Source organism: Arcticibacter tournemirensis (assembly GCF_006716645.1).
Taxonomy (GTDB): domain Bacteria; phylum Bacteroidota; class Bacteroidia; order Sphingobacteriales; family Sphingobacteriaceae; genus Arcticibacter; species Arcticibacter tournemirensis.
In genome coordinates this window covers 3,754,203-3,776,023 of sequence record NZ_VFPL01000001.1, presented here as the reverse complement: position 1 = coordinate 3,776,023, position 21,821 = coordinate 3,754,203, and the positions used below count along the sequence as shown (strand labels likewise).

Sequence of the window (21,821 nt, the reverse complement as noted above, 5' to 3'; positions counted from 1 at the left end):
TTGTAAACTGCTGTAACATTTTAACCGCTTAACAGGTATCATCAGCGGCGCAACATAGGGCTTAGGGCTTGATTCATGAATTTAAAGAGTATCAAAATCCTTTTACTGGTTTTTCTGACGGCCTGCAGCTTTCATGCAGCGCTGGCCCAAAGCTGGGAAATAGGGGCTTTTGGTGGCGCCGCCGGCTATATGGGCGATTTAAATCCGGTTAAACCTTATTCTGTGAACAATATGGCTTACGGAATAATAGCGAAAAGGAATTTTGACGGCTACTGGTCGCTGAAACTTAGTATCCTTCATGGTAAGATCAGCGCTGCCGATTCTGTGTCGGATAATGAGCAGCAGAGAAGGAGGAATTTAAGTTTTTTCTCGCCTCTTACAGAAGCCGGGCTGCAAATTGAGTTTAATTTCTTTAATTATATCCCATCGTTAAGCAGAAAACGCTATTCGCCATACCTGTTTGCAGGAGCGGGAATTGTTTTGTTCAATCCGAAGGCGAAATATATGGGCGAGACGTACGAATTAAACACGCTTCGGACTGAAAATCAGGCTCCCGCCAGTCCTTACCGGAAATATGCTTTGTCTGTGCCCTACGGAGCCGGATTTAAATATAATATTTTAAGGAACTGGACGCTGAGCGCTGAACTTGGTTACCGCACTACATCAACGGATTATCTGGACGATGTTAGCGGCCGGTATTACGATCTTTCCCGCCTCGATCCTTCGAACCCGCGGGACGGGCTGCGGATAGCTCTTTCTGACCGCTCGCCCGAAAAAGGATTTCCTGCTAATGATCCCCGTACACAACGCGGAGATTTCAGGCCCAGGGATACCTACTTTTTTACCGGTTTTACGCTCACATATACTTTTCTTGGTAGTAAATGCCCCCCAGTTCAGTAGGGGCACACCCGGATACGGTGGTTAATCGATCGGGTTTGATTGACCGCTATCAATTTTTTTATACCTTTGACACCCAAATGCCCGTTTGGGCTTTTAATTTTACTGATGAGTTTACTGGAACAAATTGATAAAAGCAGATTGCCTGAACATATAGCTATTATTATGGATGGCAACGGACGATGGGCAAAAGAAAAAGGCAAGATGCGCTTTTTCGGTCACCAGAGTGGTGTTTTATCTGTCAGGGACGTGGTTGAAGGTGCCGTGGAGGCTGGCATTTCGTATATCACCTTATATACATTTTCAACAGAAAACTGGAATCGGCCCTGGATTGAGGTGACTGCGTTGATGGAACTGCTCGTTTCTACTATCAACAAGGAGACAAAGACACTAATGGAGAACGGAGTTCGTTTAAATGCTATCGGGGATTTGAAACAGCTGCCTTCCAGGTGTGTAAAACAGCTTCAGCAGGCTATAGATAAGACATCATCGAATACAAAATGTACATTAACGCTTGCTTTGAGCTATAGCGCCCGGTGGGAAATCGTTGAAGCGGCCCGGCAGCTCGCAGAACAGGCAGTGCAGGGCAACATAAAACCAGAAGATATTAATGAAGAATTATTTGCAGGGCGACTTACGACAGCAGGGATTCCCGATCCCTCATTGATGATCCGGACCAGCGGCGAGTACAGGATCAGCAATTATTTATTATGGCAGCTTGCGTATGCAGAGTTGTATTTTACGCAGAAGCTGTGGCCTGATTTCAGAAGGGAAGACCTTTACGCTGCAATAATAGATTACCAGAAAAGGGAGCGTCGCTTCGGGTTAACCAGCGAACAGGTTTAAAAAAATACCTTTTAACAAAATTTAACAACTGATTGCGTTATTTTAGCAACGTCAAAAAACTAAATGAACAGATTTCTTATAATAATATTTTTTCTTTGTGCTGCTACTTCCGTAATGGCTCAGATAGGCAGGCGGCAATCAGGCCTCCAGTTACGTTCTCAGTCGGGAGATGAACTAAGTTATCTTAATCCTAAAGAATACATTGTTGGGGGAACCACTGTATCAGGTGCCCAATATCTGGAAAAAGATATTTTAATACAGATATCCAAGCTTATTACCGGCGAGCGTATTACCGTTCCGGGAGATGCTACAGCAAATGCTGTGAAATTTTTATGGCAGCAGGGCTTGTTTGATGATGTTAAACTGAGCGGTACTGTAAAAGGGGATACTATCTTTTTTGACATAGCTGTTGTTGAACGCCCGCGGCTTACGCGTATGGAGTTCAAAGGGATGAAGAAAGGGGAGACTAATGATATTAAGGAGAAGTTAAAGGACCGAACAGGTAAAATCGTTAATGAGGCCCTGAAGAGTACTACCACGGCGATTATCAAAAAGTTCTTCAACGAAAAAGGGTTCTTGTTTACAGAGGTAAAATATGAACAAAAGAAAGATACTACCGAGGCGAATAACGTTGTTCTGATAGTTGACGTTGATAAGAAGACGAAGACCAAGATAGACGATATATCCTTTGAGGGAAATAAAGATTTTAAGGATAAGCATTTACGTAAGTTCCTTAAGAAAACTAAAGAAAAGTCGACTTTCAATATTTTCAGATCGGGTAAGTTCCTTCAGGATAAGTATGAAGAAGACAAGCGTACCATGATTGCCAAGATGCAGGAAAAAGGTTACCGTGATGCAGAGATTGTAAGCGATACTGTAATTAAAAAGCCTACCGGAAGGGTGGATATTAACATTCACGTTTACGAAGGGCCGAAATACTATTTTGGAAATGTAACATGGGCAGGTAATGCGGTGTATACAACTAAAGCCCTTGCAGAAATGCTGGCTATAGAGAAAGGCGACGTGTTTAGTGAGGAGAAACTGGAAAAGCGGCTTAGAGGCAACCCTAATGGCGAGGATATTTCGTCGTTATACCTGAACAATGGTTATCTTACTTTCAACGTTGATCCGGTACAGACCAAAATATACGGTGATACCATAGACCTCGAGCTTCGTATTTACGAAGGCCCTCAATATACGATCAATAAAGTAACTGTTAAGGGCAACGACATTACCAACGATAAAGTGGTAATGCGTGAGATCCGCACAAAACCAGGTCAGAAGTTCTCAAAGGAGCTGGTTGTACGTACTACCCGTGAAATTGCCCAGCTGGGTAACTTTGACGAACAAAAAACGGATGTTCATCCAACTCCGAACCCTGCCGACGGAACGGTAGATATTGAATATGTGGTGGCAGAAAAGCCTTCAGATCAGATTGAATTATCGGGAGGTTTCGGCGGTGGCCGTATCATCGGTACGCTGGGTTTAACCTTCAATAACTTCTCGGCCAGAAACCTGTTTAATCTGAAGGAATGGAAGCCGCTTCCGAAAGGCGATGGTCAGAAACTGAGCATCAGGGGACAAACAAATGGTAAGTCGTACCAGTCGTACAGCTTCTCTTTCTCCGAGCCCTGGTTAGGTGGTAAGAAGCCGATCTATTTTGGTATCAGTGCCTTTACTTCTTTAAGTTCAAATGATGACTATGCCAGGTATTACAACTATACCGATGAGCAAAAATACCGTATCCGCTTAAATGGTGTTACCTTCAGCTTAGGTAAGCGTTTGAAGTGGCCTGATGACTATTTTAATCTGAATCACTCTATTAACCTTCAGCAGTATAAACTGAAGAATTATCCTGGATTCCTGTTTTCGACAGGTACCTCGTATAACTTTAACCTCACGGAAGAGTTGAGCCGTAATTCTATCGATGCGCCAATTTATCCTACTTCGGGTTCGCATATCAGATTGACTGTACAGCTGACGCCTCCATATTCGTTGTTTAACAATATTAATTACAAGACAGCGGTTGATCAGGACAAATACAGGTTCACGGAGTATCATAAATGGAAGTTTGAAGCACAGTGGTATCAGCGGATTGTTGGTAAGCTGGTTCTGAAAACGCAGGCGCAGTTTGGCTTCCTCGGACAGTACAACAATGCTGTAGGGCAGTCGGCATTCGAACGCTTTAAGCTTGGCGGCGATGGATTGCAGGGATTTGATTATCTTCAGGGATCTGAAGTTATATCGATGAGAGGTTATGAAAATAATAACGTAACTCCTCTGGGTTATGAGGCGAACATAGCTCGGTATTCGGGTAGTCCTATCTTTAATAAATACATTGTTGAAATGAGATACCCTCTGATGAACAGTCAGCAGGCAACAGTGTTCATGCTTACTTTCGTGGAAGGTGGTAATACCTGGAACCATTTTAAAGACTTCAATCCGTTTAATGTACGCCGCTCGGCAGGTGTGGGAGCGAGGATCTTCCTTCCTATATTTGGTTTACTGGGTATCGACTGGGGGTACGGATTCGACAAAGTATACGACACTACAGACAACATGCTGAGGAAATCAGGCGGAAGATTCCAGTTCAGTATTGCACAACAACTTGGTGGTGGATTTTAATTGTATTTTATATAAGTTTGTGTATCGGAATAGTCAGGTTGTTGTAGAGAAGATACTTTGTTGACAATACTTCCGTTTGATTAAGAAAGATAGAATAATGAAAAAATTGCTGTTAATTATTGCGTTTGTTTGTGTTTCGGGCCTTTCAGCATTTGCTCAGCGTTTTGCTTATGTAGATAGCGAATATATACTGAAACATATTCCCGAGTATAATTCTGCCCAGAAGCAGCTGGATGCGCTTTCGCAACAGTGGCAGAAACAGGTTGACGACCGGCTGGCCGAAGTAGAAAAGCTGTTTAAAGCGTACCAGGCCGATCAGGTAATGCTTACTCCTGATATGCGTAAACGCCGGGAAGAGGAGATAGTGGAGAAGGAAAAAGCTGCCAAGGAGTTTCAGCGCCAGAAGTTTGGATTTGAGGGAGAGCTTTATCAGCAACGCATCAAACTGATTAAACCTATCCAGGAACGTGTAGCAAGGGCCGTAGAAGCCGTTGCTGAAAGCAATCAGCTGGATATGATCCTCGATAAAAACAGTCAGGTGATCCTTCTGTACGCAAGTTCGCGTTTAGATAAAAGTAATGAAGTTATTACACGCCTCGGATATAAACCGGGAACCGTAGCACAGTAAAACACGTATAAAAACCCATCATAATAAATTTTAGTATCAGAATGAAAAAACTAGTTAAAGTAGCAGTAGTAGCGGTAGGATTATTTTTAGCAGGAAATACAGTGAACGCTCAGCAGAAATTTGCACATATCAATTCAGCGGAGCTTCTGCAATCAATGCCGGAAATAAAAGCAGCAGATACACAAATGCAGACATTTCAGAAGCAAAAACAAACAGAGCTTCAGCAAATGGGCGCGGAACACCAGAAGAAAGTACAGGCCTATAATGAGAAGGAGGCTACTTTAAGCCAGGCTAACCGCGAAACAGTGGCTAAAGAGCTGGAAACTATGGCGAAAGAAATAAGGGATATGGAGCAGAGAATGCAGGAAACCAACGACAAGGCGAGACAAGAAATTGCTCAGAAACAACAGGAAGTATACAGTCCTATTATGCAGAAAGCTGAAACCGCAATCAAGACAGTAGCAAAGGAAAAAGGATTTGCTTATGTTTTCGATTCTTCACAGCAGTCGTTGGTTTATGTTGACGGCGGTGAAGATATCTTAGCCCTTGTGAAAACTAAATTAGGTATATCTGCAACTACAGCAGCTACTCCTAAAAAGTAAAAGAATAACAATTTAAAAGAATATTTTTAAAGGGTGAAGCCAGAAAGCTTCACCCTTTTTGTTGGGTGTTTTATCATTCTACTTTCATAAATTATAAAATGCAGTGTTTTTCGGCTCTATTTTATAAGTTTGCAGGATACTACTGTTACATTGAATCTCTATATAATATATATACTTATTGCAGTCTTGCTTTTCTCGTTTACTGCAGCCTTTGCTCTTTTCGGTGTGTATGCCGAGAGAAAAGTAGCTGCTTTTATTCAGGATCGCCTTGGTCCTATGGAGACCGGTAAATATGGGAGCCTTCAAACTATTGCCGATATACTGAAAATGCTGCAGAAGGAATTTATCGTGCCTGGAGCAGCGGACAAGATATTGTTCGCGGCGGCACCGGTGATCATTTTCCTTTCAGTATATATGGGTTTTGCTGCACTTCCCTGGGCTCCGGGTGCAGTTCCCGCATCTCTCAATATCGGGGTGTTTTATGTTTTTGCTATCATTTCTGTAGAATCCATTGGCATCCTGATGGCCGGCTGGGGTTCAAATAATAAATATTCATTGCTTGGGGGGCTGCGGTCAGTAGCGCAGGTGGTTTCATATGAGATACCTGCCGGAATTGCACTGGTGTCGGTGGTGATGATTGCCCAGTCGCTCGACCTTCAGGTTATTGCAGTGAGGCAGGGAGTAACGGCGACGGAGACTATTAAGTTCTTAGGATTTGGGGATGTAAGCAAGACGGGCGGTTTTCTGGCCTGGCATGTTTTTCAGGCGCCCCATCTGATCATTGCTTACATTATTTATTTCATAGCCTCACTTGCTGAATGTAACCGGGCGCCTTTTGATATTCCGGAGGCTGAATCAGAGTTGGTGGCAGGTTTTCACACCGAGTATACCGGTTTACGCTTTGCATTCATCTTTCTGGCAGAGTATTCGATGATGTTCCTTGTTGGCATGGTTGGGGTAATTCTCTTCCTGGGCGGATGGAACTCGCCTTTGCCGAATATCGGTGCACTTAAGCTGGCCGACTGGACCACAGGCCTTGCCTGGGGGATCATCTGGACGCTGCTGAAAGTGTTACTTGTTGTGGGGGCGCAAATGTGGATCCGCTGGACGCTGCCGCGTTTACGCATTGATCAGCTGATGAATCTTTGCTGGAAGGTATTAACACCGCTGGCATTTCTATGTATGCTGATCTCAGGTGTGTGGCGCTTGATGGTGATGTAGGCAGCTGGCGCTGCGGCAGTTAGCTATTGGCAATTAGCTTTTGGCATTAGGTTAAGGACTAAAAAGATTGATGCAGGACATAGAGACAATATCAATAATAAGAAATTTGCAGGAGGTCAATAGCCAACTGCCAACAGCTAATAGCTTAGAAATTTGATTATAAAAAAAACCATAAACGCATTAAAGACTTCGTGGAAGGGGCTTTCCCTTACGCTGAGGCATCTTTTTGCTATAGGTAAGCGGCGTAAAAGTATTGATATTAAGTCGGATAACTATTTCGAACAGCAGAAAGGCCTTGTTACAGTGCAGTTTCCTAAGGAGAAGCTGCCGGTTCCGGAAGTAGGGCGGTATCAGCTTCATGTAGAAATTGATGATTGCATTGTATGCGACCTCTGCGCCAAGATCTGTCCTGTCGATTGTATTGAAATCGAAAGTATTAAAGCTACCGGGCCGATCGGTCAGACTTCAGACGGCACAACCAAGCGGCTGTATCCTGCGAAATTTGATATCGATATGGCTAAATGCCTTTATTGTGGCCTCTGTACGGTGGTTTGCCCCACGGAGTGTATCACGATGACCGATCAATACGACAAGAGTGTAACAAATATAGCTGATCTTACATATAAGTTCTCGGACATGACCCCCGCGGAGGCAGAGGAGAAGAGGCAGGAGCTGGCAAAACAGCAGGCAGAGAAGCAGGCTGCTAAGGAAGCAGCCACGAAAGCAGCACCAAAAGATAACCCTAACAAAGGAGAAGCATAACAGGATGGAACAATTGGTATTTTACGTATTTGTCGGGATAGTGCTTTTATCAGCGCTGATGGTAGTGGCGATGAGAAACCCTGTCCGTTCGATATTTTTATTTTTTGTAACACTTTTCTCTATGGCGGGACTGTTCATATTTGCTCTGGCCGATTTTATAGCTGTTACTCAGGTTGTGGTTTATGTTGGCGGAGTGCTGGTATTGATGATCTTTACGTTTCTTTTATCCAGCCGCGAAATATTGAATATTCCTTTGCCCGGGAAACGGGGAATTATCGGACTTCACCAGCTGCCGGGGATAGCTGTTGCCCTCATCTTTTTTGTAGTTTTAGCGGTAATGGTATATCAGGCGAATCCCGACCAGATAGAGTGGGTAAAGCAGGCTCGCGAAAACACGCTTCAACCAACTGATAACACAATCCATTATATCGGTATCAACATGATGACCCGCTACCTTGTACCTTTTGAAGTGGTTTCAGTACTGCTCATGGTTGCGCTTGTGGGCGCAGCACATTTAGCCAGAAAGGAACGTAAAATATGATCCCTCTTTCACACTTTATGTTGATCAGTGCGGCTTTATTTTGTATAGGGCTGTACGGAGTATTATCAAAGCGGAACGCGATCATGATACTCATAGGAATTGAATTTATGCTGAATGCGGCCATACTTAATTTTGTTGCCTTCAGCAGGTATGATAAATTTGCAGCCGGAGGACAAACATTTGCCCTTTTTGCTATAGTGCTTGCCGCCGCTGCTGTTGCCGTGGCGCTTGCTATCATTTTAAATGTTTACAAGTACTATAAAACGATTGACCCAACCCGTATTGACCAGTTGAGAGATTAGCATTGGATACACTGACACAGGAAAATATAAGTATACTGGCTTTGGTGGCTGTCTTACTGCCCCTGCTTACATTTTTTACAATTCTTTTTATTCCCGGAAAGGCAAGCCGCGGCGGATATATTGCTATTGCCAGTATTGCCGCGAGTTTGATCATTTCTATCTTTCTTTTCAGTGTGGTATGGAACCGGCAACCGGTTCACGAGCAGTTCGAATGGTTCACGATAGCTGGCCGTACCTTCCAGGCAGGTGTTCTGCTGAATAACCTGTCGGTATTGATGATGGTACTTGTATCGGGCATCGCCCTGCTGGTGCATGTTTACTCTACGAAGTATATGCAGGGCGACCCTTATTTGTACCGTTATTGGGCTTATCTGGGACTTTTTTGTTTTTCCATGCTTCTGCTGGTGATAGCAGATAACCTTCTGCTGATGTACATGGCATGGGAACTGGTTGGTTTTTCATCTTATCTTCTTATTGGATTCTGGTTTACACGCCATACCGCTGTACTGGCTAACCGCAAAGCTTTCATCATGAACCGGCTAGGCGACCTGGGATTCCTCACCGGGATCATGATCGTCCTGAATCAGTTTAATACGCTCGATATTACCAGCCTTTTTGGCGACAATGGTCTTGTTGTGAGCGCTGTTGTCGAAAATGGCTTTTGGATAAATGGCACAAGCAGCATGCCTGATGTGTGGCTTAACGTTGCAGGGCTCGCCTTCTTCCTCGGCGCCGTTGCTAAATCAGCTCAGTTTCCGCTTCATACCTGGCTGCCTGACGCGATGGAAGGCCCTACATCTGTATCTTCCCTCATTCACGCAGCAACGATGGTGGCGGCCGGCGTGTTCCTGCTCGCCCGTATCAATCCACTGTTCAGCGCCGATGTGCTTACAGTGATCGCTGTTATTGGTGCCTTTACAGCTTTTATGTCGGCGAGCATTGCATTGGTACAGAACGATATTAAACGCATCCTGGCATTCTCCACTATTTCTCAGCTTGGATTTATGATGCTGGCTATGGGAGTAGGTGCGCAGTCGTCCGCTATATTTCACCTGGTTACCCATGCCTTCTTTAAGTGTTTACTGTTTTTGGCAGCAGGTGCTGTGATTCACGAGATGGCGCACCTTCGTGATAAAAACAACCTTCAGTTTGATACGCAGGACATTCGTTTGATGGGCGGCCTCAGAAAAAGAATGCCGGTGACCTTTGTTTGTATGCTTGTTGCTTCTCTGGCGCTTGCCGGACTTCCTCTTACTTCGGGCTATCTTTCAAAAGATGCTATCCTTATCCAGTCTTTTGAATGGGCTGAGGGCAGAAATGGCCTTTCGAAGTTGATTCCTTATTCGGCATTAATAACTTCTTGGTTTACAGCCTTCTATATTTCGCGGCTTATTTTTAAGGTGTTTTTTGGCGAACTCCGTATTGAGAAGCAGTTTGCGATGAAGTTCTCTGTGCATGAAGCCCCGGCAGCGATGAAAAATGTACTTGTTGTTTTGGCTGTTTTGTGCCTTTTCCCCGTGTTTTCATCCCATCCGCTTCTTTTTGAGGATGCATGGCTGTTGAAGGGACTTCCTGTAGCCGATACGATGACACGCGTCAATGCTTTTCATACCATTGTTCCTGCCGCCGTGAATATTATGGCTGTGCTGCTGATCTATCTGGCCTACCAATGGTACGGACGACAAAAGAAAATGCCGGCTTTTTCGAACACGGCACTCTTTCGTTTTGCCGGGAATCAATGGTTCTTCGATAAGGTTTATGATAGTGTGATCGTAGATGGCATTGTGTTAATTTCCAGAGGTATTTATTTTTTTGACAAGGTGGTAGTTGATGGTGTGGTTAATTTAGTGGGCAGAGCGGGAGTAGTTTTGTCGTATCTTTCCCGTTGGACCGACCGGAATATTATTGACGGGATAGTTAACGGCGCGGCTTACTTAACGGGCCAGACCGGCAGGTTTTTCCGTCATTTCCAAACGGGACGGCTGCAGCACTATTTTGTTACCATGCTTCTGATTTTATTAGGGTTTTTTATTTTTAAATATTACAGCGGAGCGATATGAGTTTGCTTTCTACATTGATATTCCTTCCTTTAGTTGCCGGACTGCTCATCATTCTGATGCCTTCAGCATGGCAGAGCCGGTACAAATATGTTGCGTTGGGGGTTATTGCTATTCAGGTGATTTTAAGCGCTTATATATATTTAAACTTTAATGCAGGAACGTTTACAGGTATTGCCAGTCAGAACAAGTTCCAGCTGGTTGAACGCCTTCCATGGATCAATATCAGCCTTGGAACGCTCGGCAAGCTCCAGATAGACTATTTCTTAGGTATCGACGGACTGTCAATGCCCTTTCTTGTGCTTACATCCATTGTGATGCTGGTGGCTGTACTGGCCTCATGGGGTATTAAAACCAACCTGAAGGGGTATTTCGCTTTGTTCCTGCTGCTGGATACCGCTGTGATGGGTGTATTCGCATCGCTTGACTTCTTCCTGTTTTATATTTTCTATGAGCTCATGCTGCTGCCTCTGTACTTCCTAATCGGAATGTGGGGAGGCGTAAGACGGGAATACGCTGCGATCAAATTTTTCCTGTATACGCTGTTCGGCTCGGTGTTTATGCTGCTGGTTATCATTGGCCTGTACTTTTCGGTAACCGATCCGCAAACCGGCAACCATACCTTTAACATGCTGGCGATGATGGATCCGGCGAATTATACCCAGGGATCAATCTTTTCGGCCTTAGCGAAGCAAGAACTGTTTGGCATCTCTGCCAGGCTGCTTGGTTTTATTGTATTGTTTATTGCCTTTGCCATTAAAGTGCCCATAGTGCCTTTACATACCTGGCTTCCGGATGCCCACGTAGAAGCGCCTACTCCCGTATCTATTATCCTTGCAGGTATTCTATTGAAAATAGGGGGATACGGTATTCTGAGGGTTTGTATGAGCATATTCCCCGACGCTGCCCTTCAAAGTGCATGGTGGCTGGGCCTGATAGGAGTGGTCTCCATTATTTACGGGGGACTGAATGCGCTGGCTCAAACAGATTTAAAGAGGCTGATTGCTTATTCTTCCGTATCGCACATGGGCTTCGTTTTGCTGGGTATCGCCTCCGTTACTGCCGAAGGTATTTCCGGAGCAATGATGCAGATGATCAGCCACGGGTTTTTATCCTCCATGCTGTTCTTCCTGGTGGGGGTGCTTTACGACAGAGTGCACGACCGGCAAATTCCTAATTTCAGGGGACTGGCGCTGATCATGCCGAAGTATACGGTATTTATCATGATTGCCTTCTTCGCTTCTTTGGGACTGCCCGGATTCTCTGCATTCATCGCCGAAGCATTTAGCCTGATAGGCGCTTTTACATCAGAGAGCATCAATGGACTGTTACCCCGCTGGATGGCTGTTTGCGGATCGGTAGGGATACTGCTGAGCGCCAGTTATCTGCTCTGGACACTACAGCGAATGTTCTTCGGTGAAACCCGCCTAATGGGAGGGGAGGCATGGAAGAGCGCTTTAACCGACGTAAACGGCCGGGAGGTTCTGGCCTTGTCAACTCTTGCTTTATTTGCGCTGGTGCTGGGCATAATGCCTTCGCTGGCTTTTGATAAAATGAATTTTTCAGTACTCGAATTAATTCGTCTTGTAAACCAGAAATAGGATGAACGAATTATTGCCAACGCTGCCGGTATTTATAAAGGATGTTCTTTCGGGCATGGCTTATCTCATACCTGAGATAATTCTGGTCGCCACCTTTATCGTTGTTCTGCTGGCCGATCTGTTTTTCCCCGGCCGACGCTCGTCACTGGCATTTTGGCTATGCTTAACCGGCATCACTGCTTCGGTGTTGTTTGTGGCTTTTAAAGTGCCGTCTGTTAAGGGACCCGCACTTCTTTTCGGAAATACCCTTGTTTCCGATGCCATGAGCTCGATATTCAAACAGATCTTTTATGCCGTAATCGTTCTTTTTGCAATTTTCATCCGCTGCAATCCCCGGGTTAAACAACATAAAAAAGGCTCAGGTGACCTGTATATTTTACTGCCCGCTGTTCTTCTTGGCCTCAATCTGATGTCGATGGCTTCCAGTCTGCTGCTGATCTATCTCTCTATCGAGATGATCTCTATATCCTCTTATCTGATGGCGGGTTATGTATCGGGCGATGATAAGCAAACCGAGGCGGCGATGAAGTATGTGCTCTTTGGCTCTGCATGCTCGGCGATAATGCTTTACGGTATGTCGCTTTTGTACGGGTTTACGGGCACATTGACTATTACAGATCCGGAGTTTTTGCTTGGACTGGGAGAGATGCCACGGTCGGTTGTCGTTATAGCTGTAGGCTTGGTACTGGTTGGAATTGGTTTTAAGCTATCGTTCGTTCCATTTCATTTCTGGAGCCCCGACGTGTATGAAGGTGCGCCGGTTCCGGTTACCGCTTTTCTTTCTACCGGTCCGAAAATCGCAGGCTTTGCCATTCTCATCCGCTTTTTAGGAGGGTTCAGTCCCCAACAAGGCATGGGCTCCATATCTGTTTTCGATTTCGAGGGTGTTTTATCTGCTGTCGCTATCCTTTCTATGGTGGTCGGCAATTTCGTAGCCATCTGGCAGGACAACATAAAGAGGATGCTCGCTTATTCTTCGATCGGACATACCGGGTTCATTCTGATGGCTGTGGTAGTAAGCACAGGTAGCGGATTAAAGGCGATGATGTTTTACCTGCTCATATACGGGCTGATGAACATGTCGGCCTTTATGCTGGCCGGGAAAATCGAAGATCAGTCCGGCGCCGTTAGTATTAAAGATTATAGGGGACTGGGACGTTTCCTGAAGATAGAGATGGTTTGCTTTGTAGTGGTTTTAATGTCGCTTACCGGCCTTCCTCCGCTCGCGGGTTTTATTGCGAAGTTTCTTGTGTTCTCAGCCGTCTTCGAAAGTTACTCCGCCGGTCACTCCATGTGGATGCTCGCCCTTCTCGTCACCGGTGCCATCACCACAGTAGTTTCGTTGTTTTATTACTTCAAGGTACCCTTAAACGCATTCCTCCGTCAGTCGGAAACAACTCCTGTTATTACAGCCCGGCGTGATATCCTGACTTATATTATTATTGTCCTGACCTTCCTTATTTTGCTATGGGGCGTGTTCCCAGGATTGCTTATTTAGGTTGCAGGTTGTAGGTTGCGTGTTGTGAGTTGTCGGCTGTGTGTGGTGAGTTGAAGGTTGCGAGTTGTGTGTGGTGAGTTGAAGGTTGTAGGTTGTGAGTTGAAGGTTGTCTATTGAGCTGCGTATTGTAAGTTGAACAGTGAGCTGAAAGTAAACGTATCTTGTCTTACCCTCTTAAATCTTTTTCGGCTTCGGCTTTTAACGGTCGACTTTGGACCTTCAATCTTTACCCTTGAGCTTTAGCTTTTCAACTTTCAACTTTGCACTTTAACCTTTCACCTTTGTCTTTAGCCTTTGGGCCTTCAATCTTTACCCTTGAGCTTTAGCTTTTCAACTTTCAACTTTCAACTTTCAACTTTGCACTTTAACCTTTCACCTTTGTCTTTAGCCTTTCAGCTTTAACTTTCAACTTTCAACTCTTAACTTTAACCATCAACTTTCACCTTCAACCTGCAACTCACAACCTGCAACTCACAACCTTCAACTTTGAACTCTTAACCCAATAATTCCGACATCAGATTTCAGACTATGCATAAAAAGTTCTAATTTTGCGTGCTTAGTGATAATCCATGAGTGAATCCATAAAACATGAGTGCGGTATCGCTCTCATTCGTCTATTAAAACCCCTCTCTTTTTATCAGCAGAAATATGGTACAGCCCTTTACGGCTTAAACAAACTGTACCTGTTGATGGAAAAACAACATAACCGTGGTCAGGATGGTGCGGGTATAGCAACAATTAAACTGGATGTAAGTCCAGGTAACCGGTATATCAGCCGTTATCGTGCAATGGGCTCTACCGCTGTTTCCGAGATTTTTGAATACGTACAGCGAAAGTTTGCCGATGTTCAGCACTTTCCCGAATTTGAAGATACCAAATGGCTGAAGGAGAATGTGAGTTTTACAGGAGAGGTGCTTATGGGACATCTACGGTACGGCACCCATGGAAAAAACAGCATTGAGAACTGTCATCCCTTTCTGCGACAGAACAACTGGATGAGCAGAAACCTGGTGATCGCCGGCAACTTCAACATGACTAATGTCGACGAGCTTCTTGAACAGTTGTTTGAGCTGGGTCAGCATCCGAAAGAAAAGGCAGATACGGTAACGGTACTCGAAAAGATCGGGCACTTCCTGGATGCCGAAAACCAGAACCTCTTCGATAACTTTAAGGCCGAAGGATTCAGCAACGCTGAGATCAGTCATCTCATTGCTGATAAAATCGATGTAGCGAAAATACTAAGACGATCAGCAAAAACCTGGGACGGCGGATACACTATAGAAGGTATCTTCGGCCATGGTGATGCTTTTGTGATGCGTGATCCTTCAGGTATCAGACCGGCGTATTATTATTACGATGATGAAATTGCCGTAGTAACGTCCGAAAGGCCTGCTATACAAACCGCATTTAATGTTCCTTTTAGTGCTGTAAAAGAGATAAAACCAGGACATGCGTTGATCATTAAAAAGAATGGTGAGATTTCGGAGGAGCAGTTCAGAGAGCCTGAGGAACAGAAGTCGTGCTCATTCGAACGGATCTATTTCTCCCGTGGAAGTGACGCCGCCATATACCGGGAAAGGAAACACCTCGGCAGGCTACTTTGTCCTCAGATCCTCGAATCAGTGAATCATGATCTGAAAAACACCGTGTTCTCGTTTATTCCGAATACCGCCGAAGTAGCGTTTTACGGAATGGTGGAAGGCCTTCATAAATATATTAAGCGGTTACAGAAGGACACTCTTTTAAACAGGGCAGATAAGATCTCCGATGCCGAACTCGAAGAAATGCTGAGTATGGCGCCGCGGGTTGAAAAGATTGCTATAAAAGACGCGAAGCTGCGGACATTCATCACACAGGATGCCGACAGACAGGATATGGTGTCGCATATTTATGACACTACCTATGGCGTTGTTAATGCAGGGCAGGATAACCTGGTAGTAATTGACGATTCGATAGTGCGAGGAACGACCTTGCGGCAGAGTATCCTGAAGATCCTTGACCGGCTTAACCCTAAGAAAATCGTCATCGTATCCTCTGCTCCCCAAATCCGCTATCCCGATTGCTACGGTATAGATATGTCAAGGATGGGCGAGTTCGTGGCTTTTGAAGCGGCTATATCGCTTCTGAAGGAAACGAACAGAGAACATATCATCTGGGAAACCTATGAGAAATGTCAGGCATCGCTTTCTATGAATAAGGAAGAGATAGATAATTATATCAAAGCCATTTATGCTCCGTTTACGGATGAGGAAATAGCGGATAAAGTAGCACAAATAATTTCTCCGAAGGATATCAGGGCCGAAGTAAAAGTTATTTATCAGACGCTTGATAATCTTCACCTGGCCTGTCCCGCTCACCTTGGTGACTGGTACTTCTCCGGTAATTATCCTACTCCAGGTGGAAATAAAGTGGTCAACAGAGCCTTTATGAACTGGGTAGAGGGAAAGAATCAGAGGGCATATGTGTAGGTTTGGGTTGTGTGTTGTGAGTTGCAGGTCGTTTGGGACTTGATTTAGCTAATACTCCTGATCGTCCGGCCCAGCAGAGACTAAACTGTACCTGCTCCTGCCCCTCGCTGTACCATGTTCTCCATGAGTCTTTTGTGTACCCATAGTGCGAGCATAGAGAGTCCACGTCTAAAGGTTTTTATGTGGACTTTCTATGGGTTAAATAAAGGTTCTGTAGACTTTCACAGATAAGAAGGCTCAGAGAAGGGACGGCCATGACGCAGGGCAGCTCAGTAAGATACAGGAAGTAAAGAGGGACGACTGGAAACAGGAGTTGCGAAGTCTTCCTGATCCCGTTTCTTTGGTTGAAGGCGAACCTTTATTCGCCATTTAGGGTTTTAAGTTCGTACTTAACCCGGATCATAAACCTGCAACTTCTTTACAAAGTTACAAAAACAAGCATCAATACGAGTGGCACAACAAAATGAAAAAGTTGATATATATCAACTTCTAATTTGAAATATTCTTGCAAACTTTACTTAAGTAAACCCTTTCAGCTCCCGGCCATAAAATCTTGTCATACTGATGGCTGACCGCTGAAAGCTGAAAGCAAAAAGTAAAGACAAAAAAGAATGGCAACAATAGACAAACAAGGGCGGGTGCATGGTAAAGCCGGCCCGCTGGTGTACCGCACCATCGGAGAGATTAACGTTGTGCAGAGCAGGCCACGACGGTTCAAGCAGACACAGGCAACGCGCGAAAGCGGCATTGAGTTCGGCCTGGCGAGCAATACAGCACGGATAATGCGTGAGGCGCTCTGGCCTGTTTTTTATTCGCCGGATAAAGGGATGGTGAACCGCTTCACCTCCAGGATACTTAAATGCATCCGCGGAAGCCAGACAAAGGGCAGGGGAGAGCGTGACCTTCACGACGGCGACCTGAACTACCTGGCAGGGTTCCAGTTCAATAAGAACTCGTCCTTGCAGCAAGCACTTCAGGTACGGCCGGAAGTAAAGGTAGGAGCAGACGGCAGGCCGGAGGTACGGGTACCGTCCTTTAACAGCGACCACGACATCCGCTGTCCGATGAACCGCTACAGTGGCATTACACTGCGCTTAACGGCCACGGCCTTTCATTTCCGTGCAGGATACTACGAACACCTTGCCAGCCGGGATGTCTGGGTAGATTACGGGGCAACGATGCCCGGGCAGGTATGGAAGGTAGAGAAGGAACTGCCGGCAGGCAGCATTGTACTGGTGACGGTGTCGCTGATCATGTCGATGAACAAGACCTTTTCGGACCAGACACTGAACACAAAGGACTGGAGCCCTGCGGAGATCCTCTATGCGGTGCAGGTACCACAGGGGGAGGAAGAGGTTCAGAAACCGGAGTTCACGTATACAGGAGACCCCTATGAGAAGAAGCCGCTGAACGCCTACCGCGGAGAGGCAACTCTTTCTTTGATCCAGCGTATCCGGGAAAAGGTGCAGAAGGCCGAGGTAAAGAAAGATGCGGCCCTTTATGAGAAGGTAGAAAAACTCCGACAGCAGATCCTTCAGGAATCTCCGCCATCTGGTCCTCCGGCTTTGCCCGAAGGGAAGATCCGGTTTTAAAAGAAGACTCTGTTGTTGCTCTCCTTTGAAGTAAAGTTTCCAAAACATACAAGATGAGAAGATTCACAAAGCATAATAGAGGAATGGGGCTTGAAATTATGTGAATAGATCGGCTATGAATTTGAGTAACGAACTTTATAGGATGAACAATATAGTGCTCTTTTTTAGAAGACTTAGCAGAAGATGGTATAATGCTATTAAATATCTGAGACAAATAGTTGAATCTTTGAGATGAATTGATGAAATGAGTTTTGTGTTTGCTCTTAAATTTACGTCAGTATTCAGGCCTTATGTACTATAAATATAATCACCAATTAACTAATTAAATTTACCACTTAAAGCCCTAAAAAGAATCAAAATATCACTAAAAAGAGTCTTGTTCTGTGATTTTGAGCGACTATCATCGCTCGAAGTCATCTGATTTATTCGTGGAATTTGGTGTTCAGATGAACCATTTGTAATGACTATGCTTTCTCACCAGCCCGGCGTTCAATAATATCAGTTTTAACCTCATTGCGAGCTCGGACGGTGGACGTTGTAATGCATATTTATTACATCGACTTTACCCGTTTACCCCAAATAATTCATTATTCAATAACATGCTAAATGCTATTCAAATTACCTTATACCATATTCTTTCTAAATGAAAAAAGGTTTTTCAGTAATTATGCCTACTTATAATCAAGCGTCTTTTATAAGGAGGGCAATATCAAGTTTGCAAGGGCAAACATATACAAATTGGGAACTTATCATTATAAATGATGGTTGTACCGATGAAACCGAGTTCTTTATAGCCGATTTCTTAACAGATTCGAAGATCAAGTATATTAAGAACGATCGCAATGAAGGACTCGGGTGCGCCATTAATCAGGGGTTTGAGATTGCAGAATACGAATATATTGCTTATCTGCCATCCGACGATTTTTATGATAAAGACCATTTGGAATCTCTTAGAGAAAAGTTAGATGGATCAGAAGAAATTGTTCTCGCATTTAGCGGAGTAAGATATGATGAATCTGAAAACAAGGGTCTTTTGCTATACAAACAAACTGAAGGTTTAAGACCGAACTATAACCTGCTTCTTGTGCAAACAGCGCATAAGAGAACTGAAGATAGATGGATCGAGCGACAAGAATATGTGTCGGATGATTTGTTTTTTACTTTTTGGAGAAAATTAACAGACAAAGGGGTGTTTGTCCCTACTAAAAAGATAACTTGTGAATGGACTAATCATCCTAATCAACGACACAGAATTACCAGTGAAAGATTTGGAGGAGGGTTAAATCGGTACCGCCGGTATTATAAAGTGCAGACTCCTATTAAAATGCGGGCTACTAACTACAAGACGATTGATGAAAACCTGATATATAAACCATTTAAAGAAAAGAAGAATTTATCTATCAATTCTTTAAAGATACTTTTAGTCGGAGAACTGGCTTATAATCCTGAACGGATATATGCTTTTGAAGAGGCTGGCCATAAGCTATATGGTTTGTGGGCTAATCCCGCTTTTTGCTTTTCAACTGTTGGTCCCCTGCCTTTTGGCAATGTTGAAGATATTCCGTATGAAAACTGGAGGGAGAGACTTCAGGATATAAATCCTGACGTAGTTTATGCTCAGTTGAGTACCGGTGCTATTGATATTGCCTATGAGGTGATGAAGTCCGATACAGGTATTCCTTTTGTGTGGCATTTCAAGGAAGGACCTCATGAAGCAATGAAATCAGGACTATGGAGTAAGTTAATAGACCTCTATACATACGCTGATGGTAGAATTTACCTTAATGATGAGATTAAGGAATGGTTTGAGATGTTCATCCCATCGCAGGCTGTACCTCGCCCTGCACTCGTCTTAGATGGAGATTTGCCAAAAGGGAATTGTTTCAACAGCGAATTTTCAAAAAAGTTATCTAAGAAAGATGGAGCATTACACATTGTTAATATAGGCAGATTAATTGGAATTAGCCCCGCGGATGTACACCTTTTAGCAAAGACTAATATTCATGTACATGTATATAACGAAAATCACATATCTGAAGAGGCGATATTGTTACAGTACAGAGAGGCCGCTCCTAATCATTTTCATGTGCACCCACATTGTTCGCAACTAGGGTGGGTTAAAGAGTTCTCTAAATACGATGCCGGATTACTGCATTCATTTAATAGCCTTAATTGTGGTTCTTTATATAGGGCCGGGTGGTCGGATTTGAATCTTCCAGCCCGAATAAATACGTTAGCTGCAGCGGGGATCCCTATGATTCAAAAAAGCAACCCGGATCATATTGTTGCTATGCGAAGCTATGTAGAGAAGTATAACATGGGTGTATTCTACAAAGACATCAAGGACCTAGTAAGCCAGCTAAAAGACAGGAAAAAATTAGAAGAGATTGAACAGAGCGTTCGCGAGCAAAGATTGAAATTTACTTTTGATTACCATGTTCCTTTTATTATACAATTTTTTAGGGAAGTAATAAACAAGACTAATGAAAAAAGAGCTGAGGAAAATAGCAAATACACTTTTGCTATATAGTTATCATATCGAAGATGCCGGGCTGCTTAACGGCAAGATGGCAATAATCTTATATTTATATCAATATGGTCGATATGCGAACTGCAAATACTATAGTGAATTTGCGGATGATCTCCTAGATAAGGTATTGGACTCTATAAAGCATATTTCACCTGACTTTGAGAACGGAATTACCGGCGTAGGATGGGGGATAAATTATCTGATTAAGAATAAATATGTAGAAGGTGATCCCAATGATATATTGTTGGATGTAGATAAAAGGATCTTCTCTCAATGGAGTTGTAATCCAATTACTTCGATGTTAGGGCAAGGGATATATTTACTACAGAGATTAGAGGATAATAAATCCAATAGCGACTTCGAAAAATACATAAATCAACTTTTAGATTTTTGCAATAGGGGAATATCTGAATATAAAGGACAAACTTCACTGTATCATATCAATTCAGTTTTATTTTTTTTAATACAAATAGACAGCTTGGAAAACTATCAAGAGAAGGCTGCTCAAACAAAGAAGCTACTTCCGGCGGTTCTGAAAAAAACATTTGAAGATAAATTATACGACAAGGTAGACCTCTATATTTTTGGTCGTTTGCTGTCGAAGCTTACTCCACTGCAAAGGAAAAAGTGGAAAGATATTGTTTCTTTCAATTCGAAAGACGGTGTAAAGGATTTTGATATAGAGGAGATAATAAAATTATCGTATTTGGAAGGTCTGTACATTGGAGTTAACACAATGAAACCGATTTCGTTAACTCTTGTATCGAACTTCGTAAAACAAAAACAAATGAGTTTAGAAAAAAGGGATTTTCTCTTTAGTAAAGGCTTGGCCGGACTTGGCAATGCAATATTTGCTACCAATCTGTCAAATCTTTGAGATGAGCAGAATGTTGGATTTGGAGGTCTCTATTGCAATATATTTAATGTACACTGAGTCCCGATTTAAAAAAAGCTCTTTGAATACTTAAAGTATGCCCCTGAAATTGAACCGTTCGCCGGTTTAATTTAATAATAAAATGCACTTGGGTTCTGCGGAATCCATAAAATTAAAAACAAGTAAATTAAAAATTAAAATCATGAAAAAATTAAGAAGAATTTTATTTGATGATTTCGAGCAGCTATCACCATCAGAAGCTGCTCAATTTGTTGGTGGAGTAGGAGGCGGTCCTGATGATCCACCGACAGGTGGCTATTCTTCGACTACCGAGCCCTGGAACACCTACAATAATAGTTTTCCTCAAATAGGGGGCTCAATCAGTAGTAGTTGGTATGGAACCACTGCTACTTTGACTCTAACTGTCGATCCATATACTTACGGCACATGGTTAGCATCAACTCGCACGGGTTACGAAGCGGGTGCAACTGCAAGCTATAATACTGGTAACCCTGGTCCTTATGGTATTGTGGGCTATGGAAGCAATAGTTGGGGTGCTACTGGAGGCTATAATAGTACTAGTGGGGTTTCTGGATATATATATACTGGTAGCGATGGCGCCGGGGGAGGTATAGGTTATCACAGTGGATCCTTCACGATTTATGTAGATTATAATGCTTCTAGTGGAACCATCAGCACTGGTATGAAATACGGCTTTTAGCTACAGTGATTTTTTCTTATTCCTATCAGAAAGAAGCTATAGGGGTACCTTCTTTC

At 43.7% G+C, this 21,821-nt stretch carries 17 protein-coding genes; all 17 read left to right on the top strand.

The window, feature by feature from the left end:
• The first annotated feature begins 75 nt into the window (after positions 1-75).
• Positions 76-900, top strand: a complete 825-nt coding sequence (gene porG, locus BDE36_RS15895; protein WP_141815655.1) for a type IX secretion system protein PorG — start codon at positions 76-78, stop codon at positions 898-900.
• Positions 901-1,005: 105 nt separating this feature from the next.
• Complete coding sequence (locus BDE36_RS15890) at positions 1,006-1,743, top strand: isoprenyl transferase (RefSeq protein ID WP_141815654.1); 738 nt, start codon at positions 1,006-1,008, stop codon at positions 1,741-1,743.
• A 63-nt stretch (positions 1,744-1,806) separates the two neighbouring features.
• Positions 1,807-4,368, top strand: coding sequence for an outer membrane protein assembly factor BamA (gene bamA / locus BDE36_RS15885; protein WP_141815653.1), 2,562 nt, complete (start codon positions 1,807-1,809; stop codon positions 4,366-4,368).
• 97 nt (positions 4,369-4,465) lie between these two features.
• Positions 4,466-4,996, top strand: a complete 531-nt coding sequence (locus BDE36_RS15880; protein ID WP_128771461.1) for an OmpH/Skp family outer membrane protein — start codon at positions 4,466-4,468, stop codon at positions 4,994-4,996.
• Positions 4,997-5,037: 41 nt separating this feature from the next.
• On the top strand, positions 5,038-5,598 hold the full coding sequence (locus tag BDE36_RS15875; RefSeq protein ID WP_141815652.1) for an OmpH/Skp family outer membrane protein: 561 nt from the start codon (positions 5,038-5,040) through the stop codon (positions 5,596-5,598).
• Positions 5,599-5,727: 129 nt separating this feature from the next.
• Positions 5,728-6,819, top strand: a complete 1,092-nt coding sequence (gene nuoH / locus BDE36_RS15870) for an NADH-quinone oxidoreductase subunit NuoH (RefSeq protein WP_141815651.1) — start codon at positions 5,728-5,730, stop codon at positions 6,817-6,819.
• 153 nt (positions 6,820-6,972) lie between these two features.
• Positions 6,973-7,581 (top strand): NuoI/complex I 23 kDa subunit family protein, encoded by a 609-nt coding sequence (locus tag BDE36_RS15865; protein WP_141815650.1) that lies wholly within the window; start codon positions 6,973-6,975, stop codon positions 7,579-7,581.
• 4 nt (positions 7,582-7,585) lie between these two features.
• Positions 7,586-8,122 carry an NADH-quinone oxidoreductase subunit J family protein gene (locus BDE36_RS15860; protein WP_141815649.1) on the top strand — a complete coding sequence of 179 codons (537 nt, stop codon included), beginning with the start codon at positions 7,586-7,588 and terminating at the stop codon, positions 8,120-8,122.
• On the top strand, positions 8,119-8,424 hold the full coding sequence (gene nuoK / locus BDE36_RS15855; RefSeq protein WP_128771466.1) for an NADH-quinone oxidoreductase subunit NuoK: 306 nt from the start codon (positions 8,119-8,121) through the stop codon (positions 8,422-8,424). Before BDE36_RS15860 ends, nuoK begins: the two co-directional genes overlap by 4 nt.
• A 2-nt stretch (positions 8,425-8,426) precedes the next feature.
• Positions 8,427-10,484 (top strand): NADH-quinone oxidoreductase subunit L, encoded by a 2,058-nt coding sequence (gene nuoL / locus BDE36_RS15850; protein WP_141815648.1) that lies wholly within the window; start codon positions 8,427-8,429, stop codon positions 10,482-10,484.
• On the top strand, positions 10,481-12,082 hold the full coding sequence (locus BDE36_RS15845) for a complex I subunit 4 family protein (RefSeq protein WP_141815647.1): 1,602 nt from the start codon (positions 10,481-10,483) through the stop codon (positions 12,080-12,082). Before nuoL ends, BDE36_RS15845 begins: the two co-directional genes overlap by 4 nt.
• A 1-nt stretch (position 12,083) precedes the next feature.
• The gene (locus BDE36_RS15840; RefSeq protein ID WP_141815646.1) at positions 12,084-13,580 is read left to right on the top strand and encodes an NADH-quinone oxidoreductase subunit N; all 1,497 of its coding nucleotides are present in this window, start codon (positions 12,084-12,086) and stop codon (positions 13,578-13,580) included.
• Between the two features lie 569 nt (positions 13,581-14,149).
• A complete protein-coding gene (locus tag BDE36_RS15835) occupies positions 14,150-16,048 on the top strand; it encodes an amidophosphoribosyltransferase (protein ID WP_128771470.1) in 1,899 nt (632 codons plus the stop codon).
• A 611-nt stretch (positions 16,049-16,659) separates the two neighbouring features.
• Complete coding sequence (locus BDE36_RS15830) at positions 16,660-17,640, top strand: hypothetical protein (RefSeq protein ID WP_141815645.1); 981 nt, start codon at positions 16,660-16,662, stop codon at positions 17,638-17,640.
• Positions 17,641-18,283: 643 nt separating this feature from the next.
• Positions 18,284-20,170 (top strand): glycosyltransferase family 2 protein, encoded by a 1,887-nt coding sequence (locus tag BDE36_RS15825; protein WP_141815644.1) that lies wholly within the window; start codon positions 18,284-18,286, stop codon positions 20,168-20,170.
• Positions 20,124-21,047 (top strand): glycoside hydrolase family protein, encoded by a 924-nt coding sequence (locus tag BDE36_RS15820; protein WP_141815643.1) that lies wholly within the window; start codon positions 20,124-20,126, stop codon positions 21,045-21,047. Before BDE36_RS15825 ends, BDE36_RS15820 begins: the two co-directional genes overlap by 47 nt.
• A 199-nt stretch (positions 21,048-21,246) precedes the next feature.
• Positions 21,247-21,765: a hypothetical protein gene (locus tag BDE36_RS15815; protein WP_141815642.1), complete on the top strand. Its 519-nt coding sequence runs from the start codon at positions 21,247-21,249 to the stop codon at positions 21,763-21,765.
• The last annotated feature ends 56 nt before the right edge of the window (positions 21,766-21,821 follow it).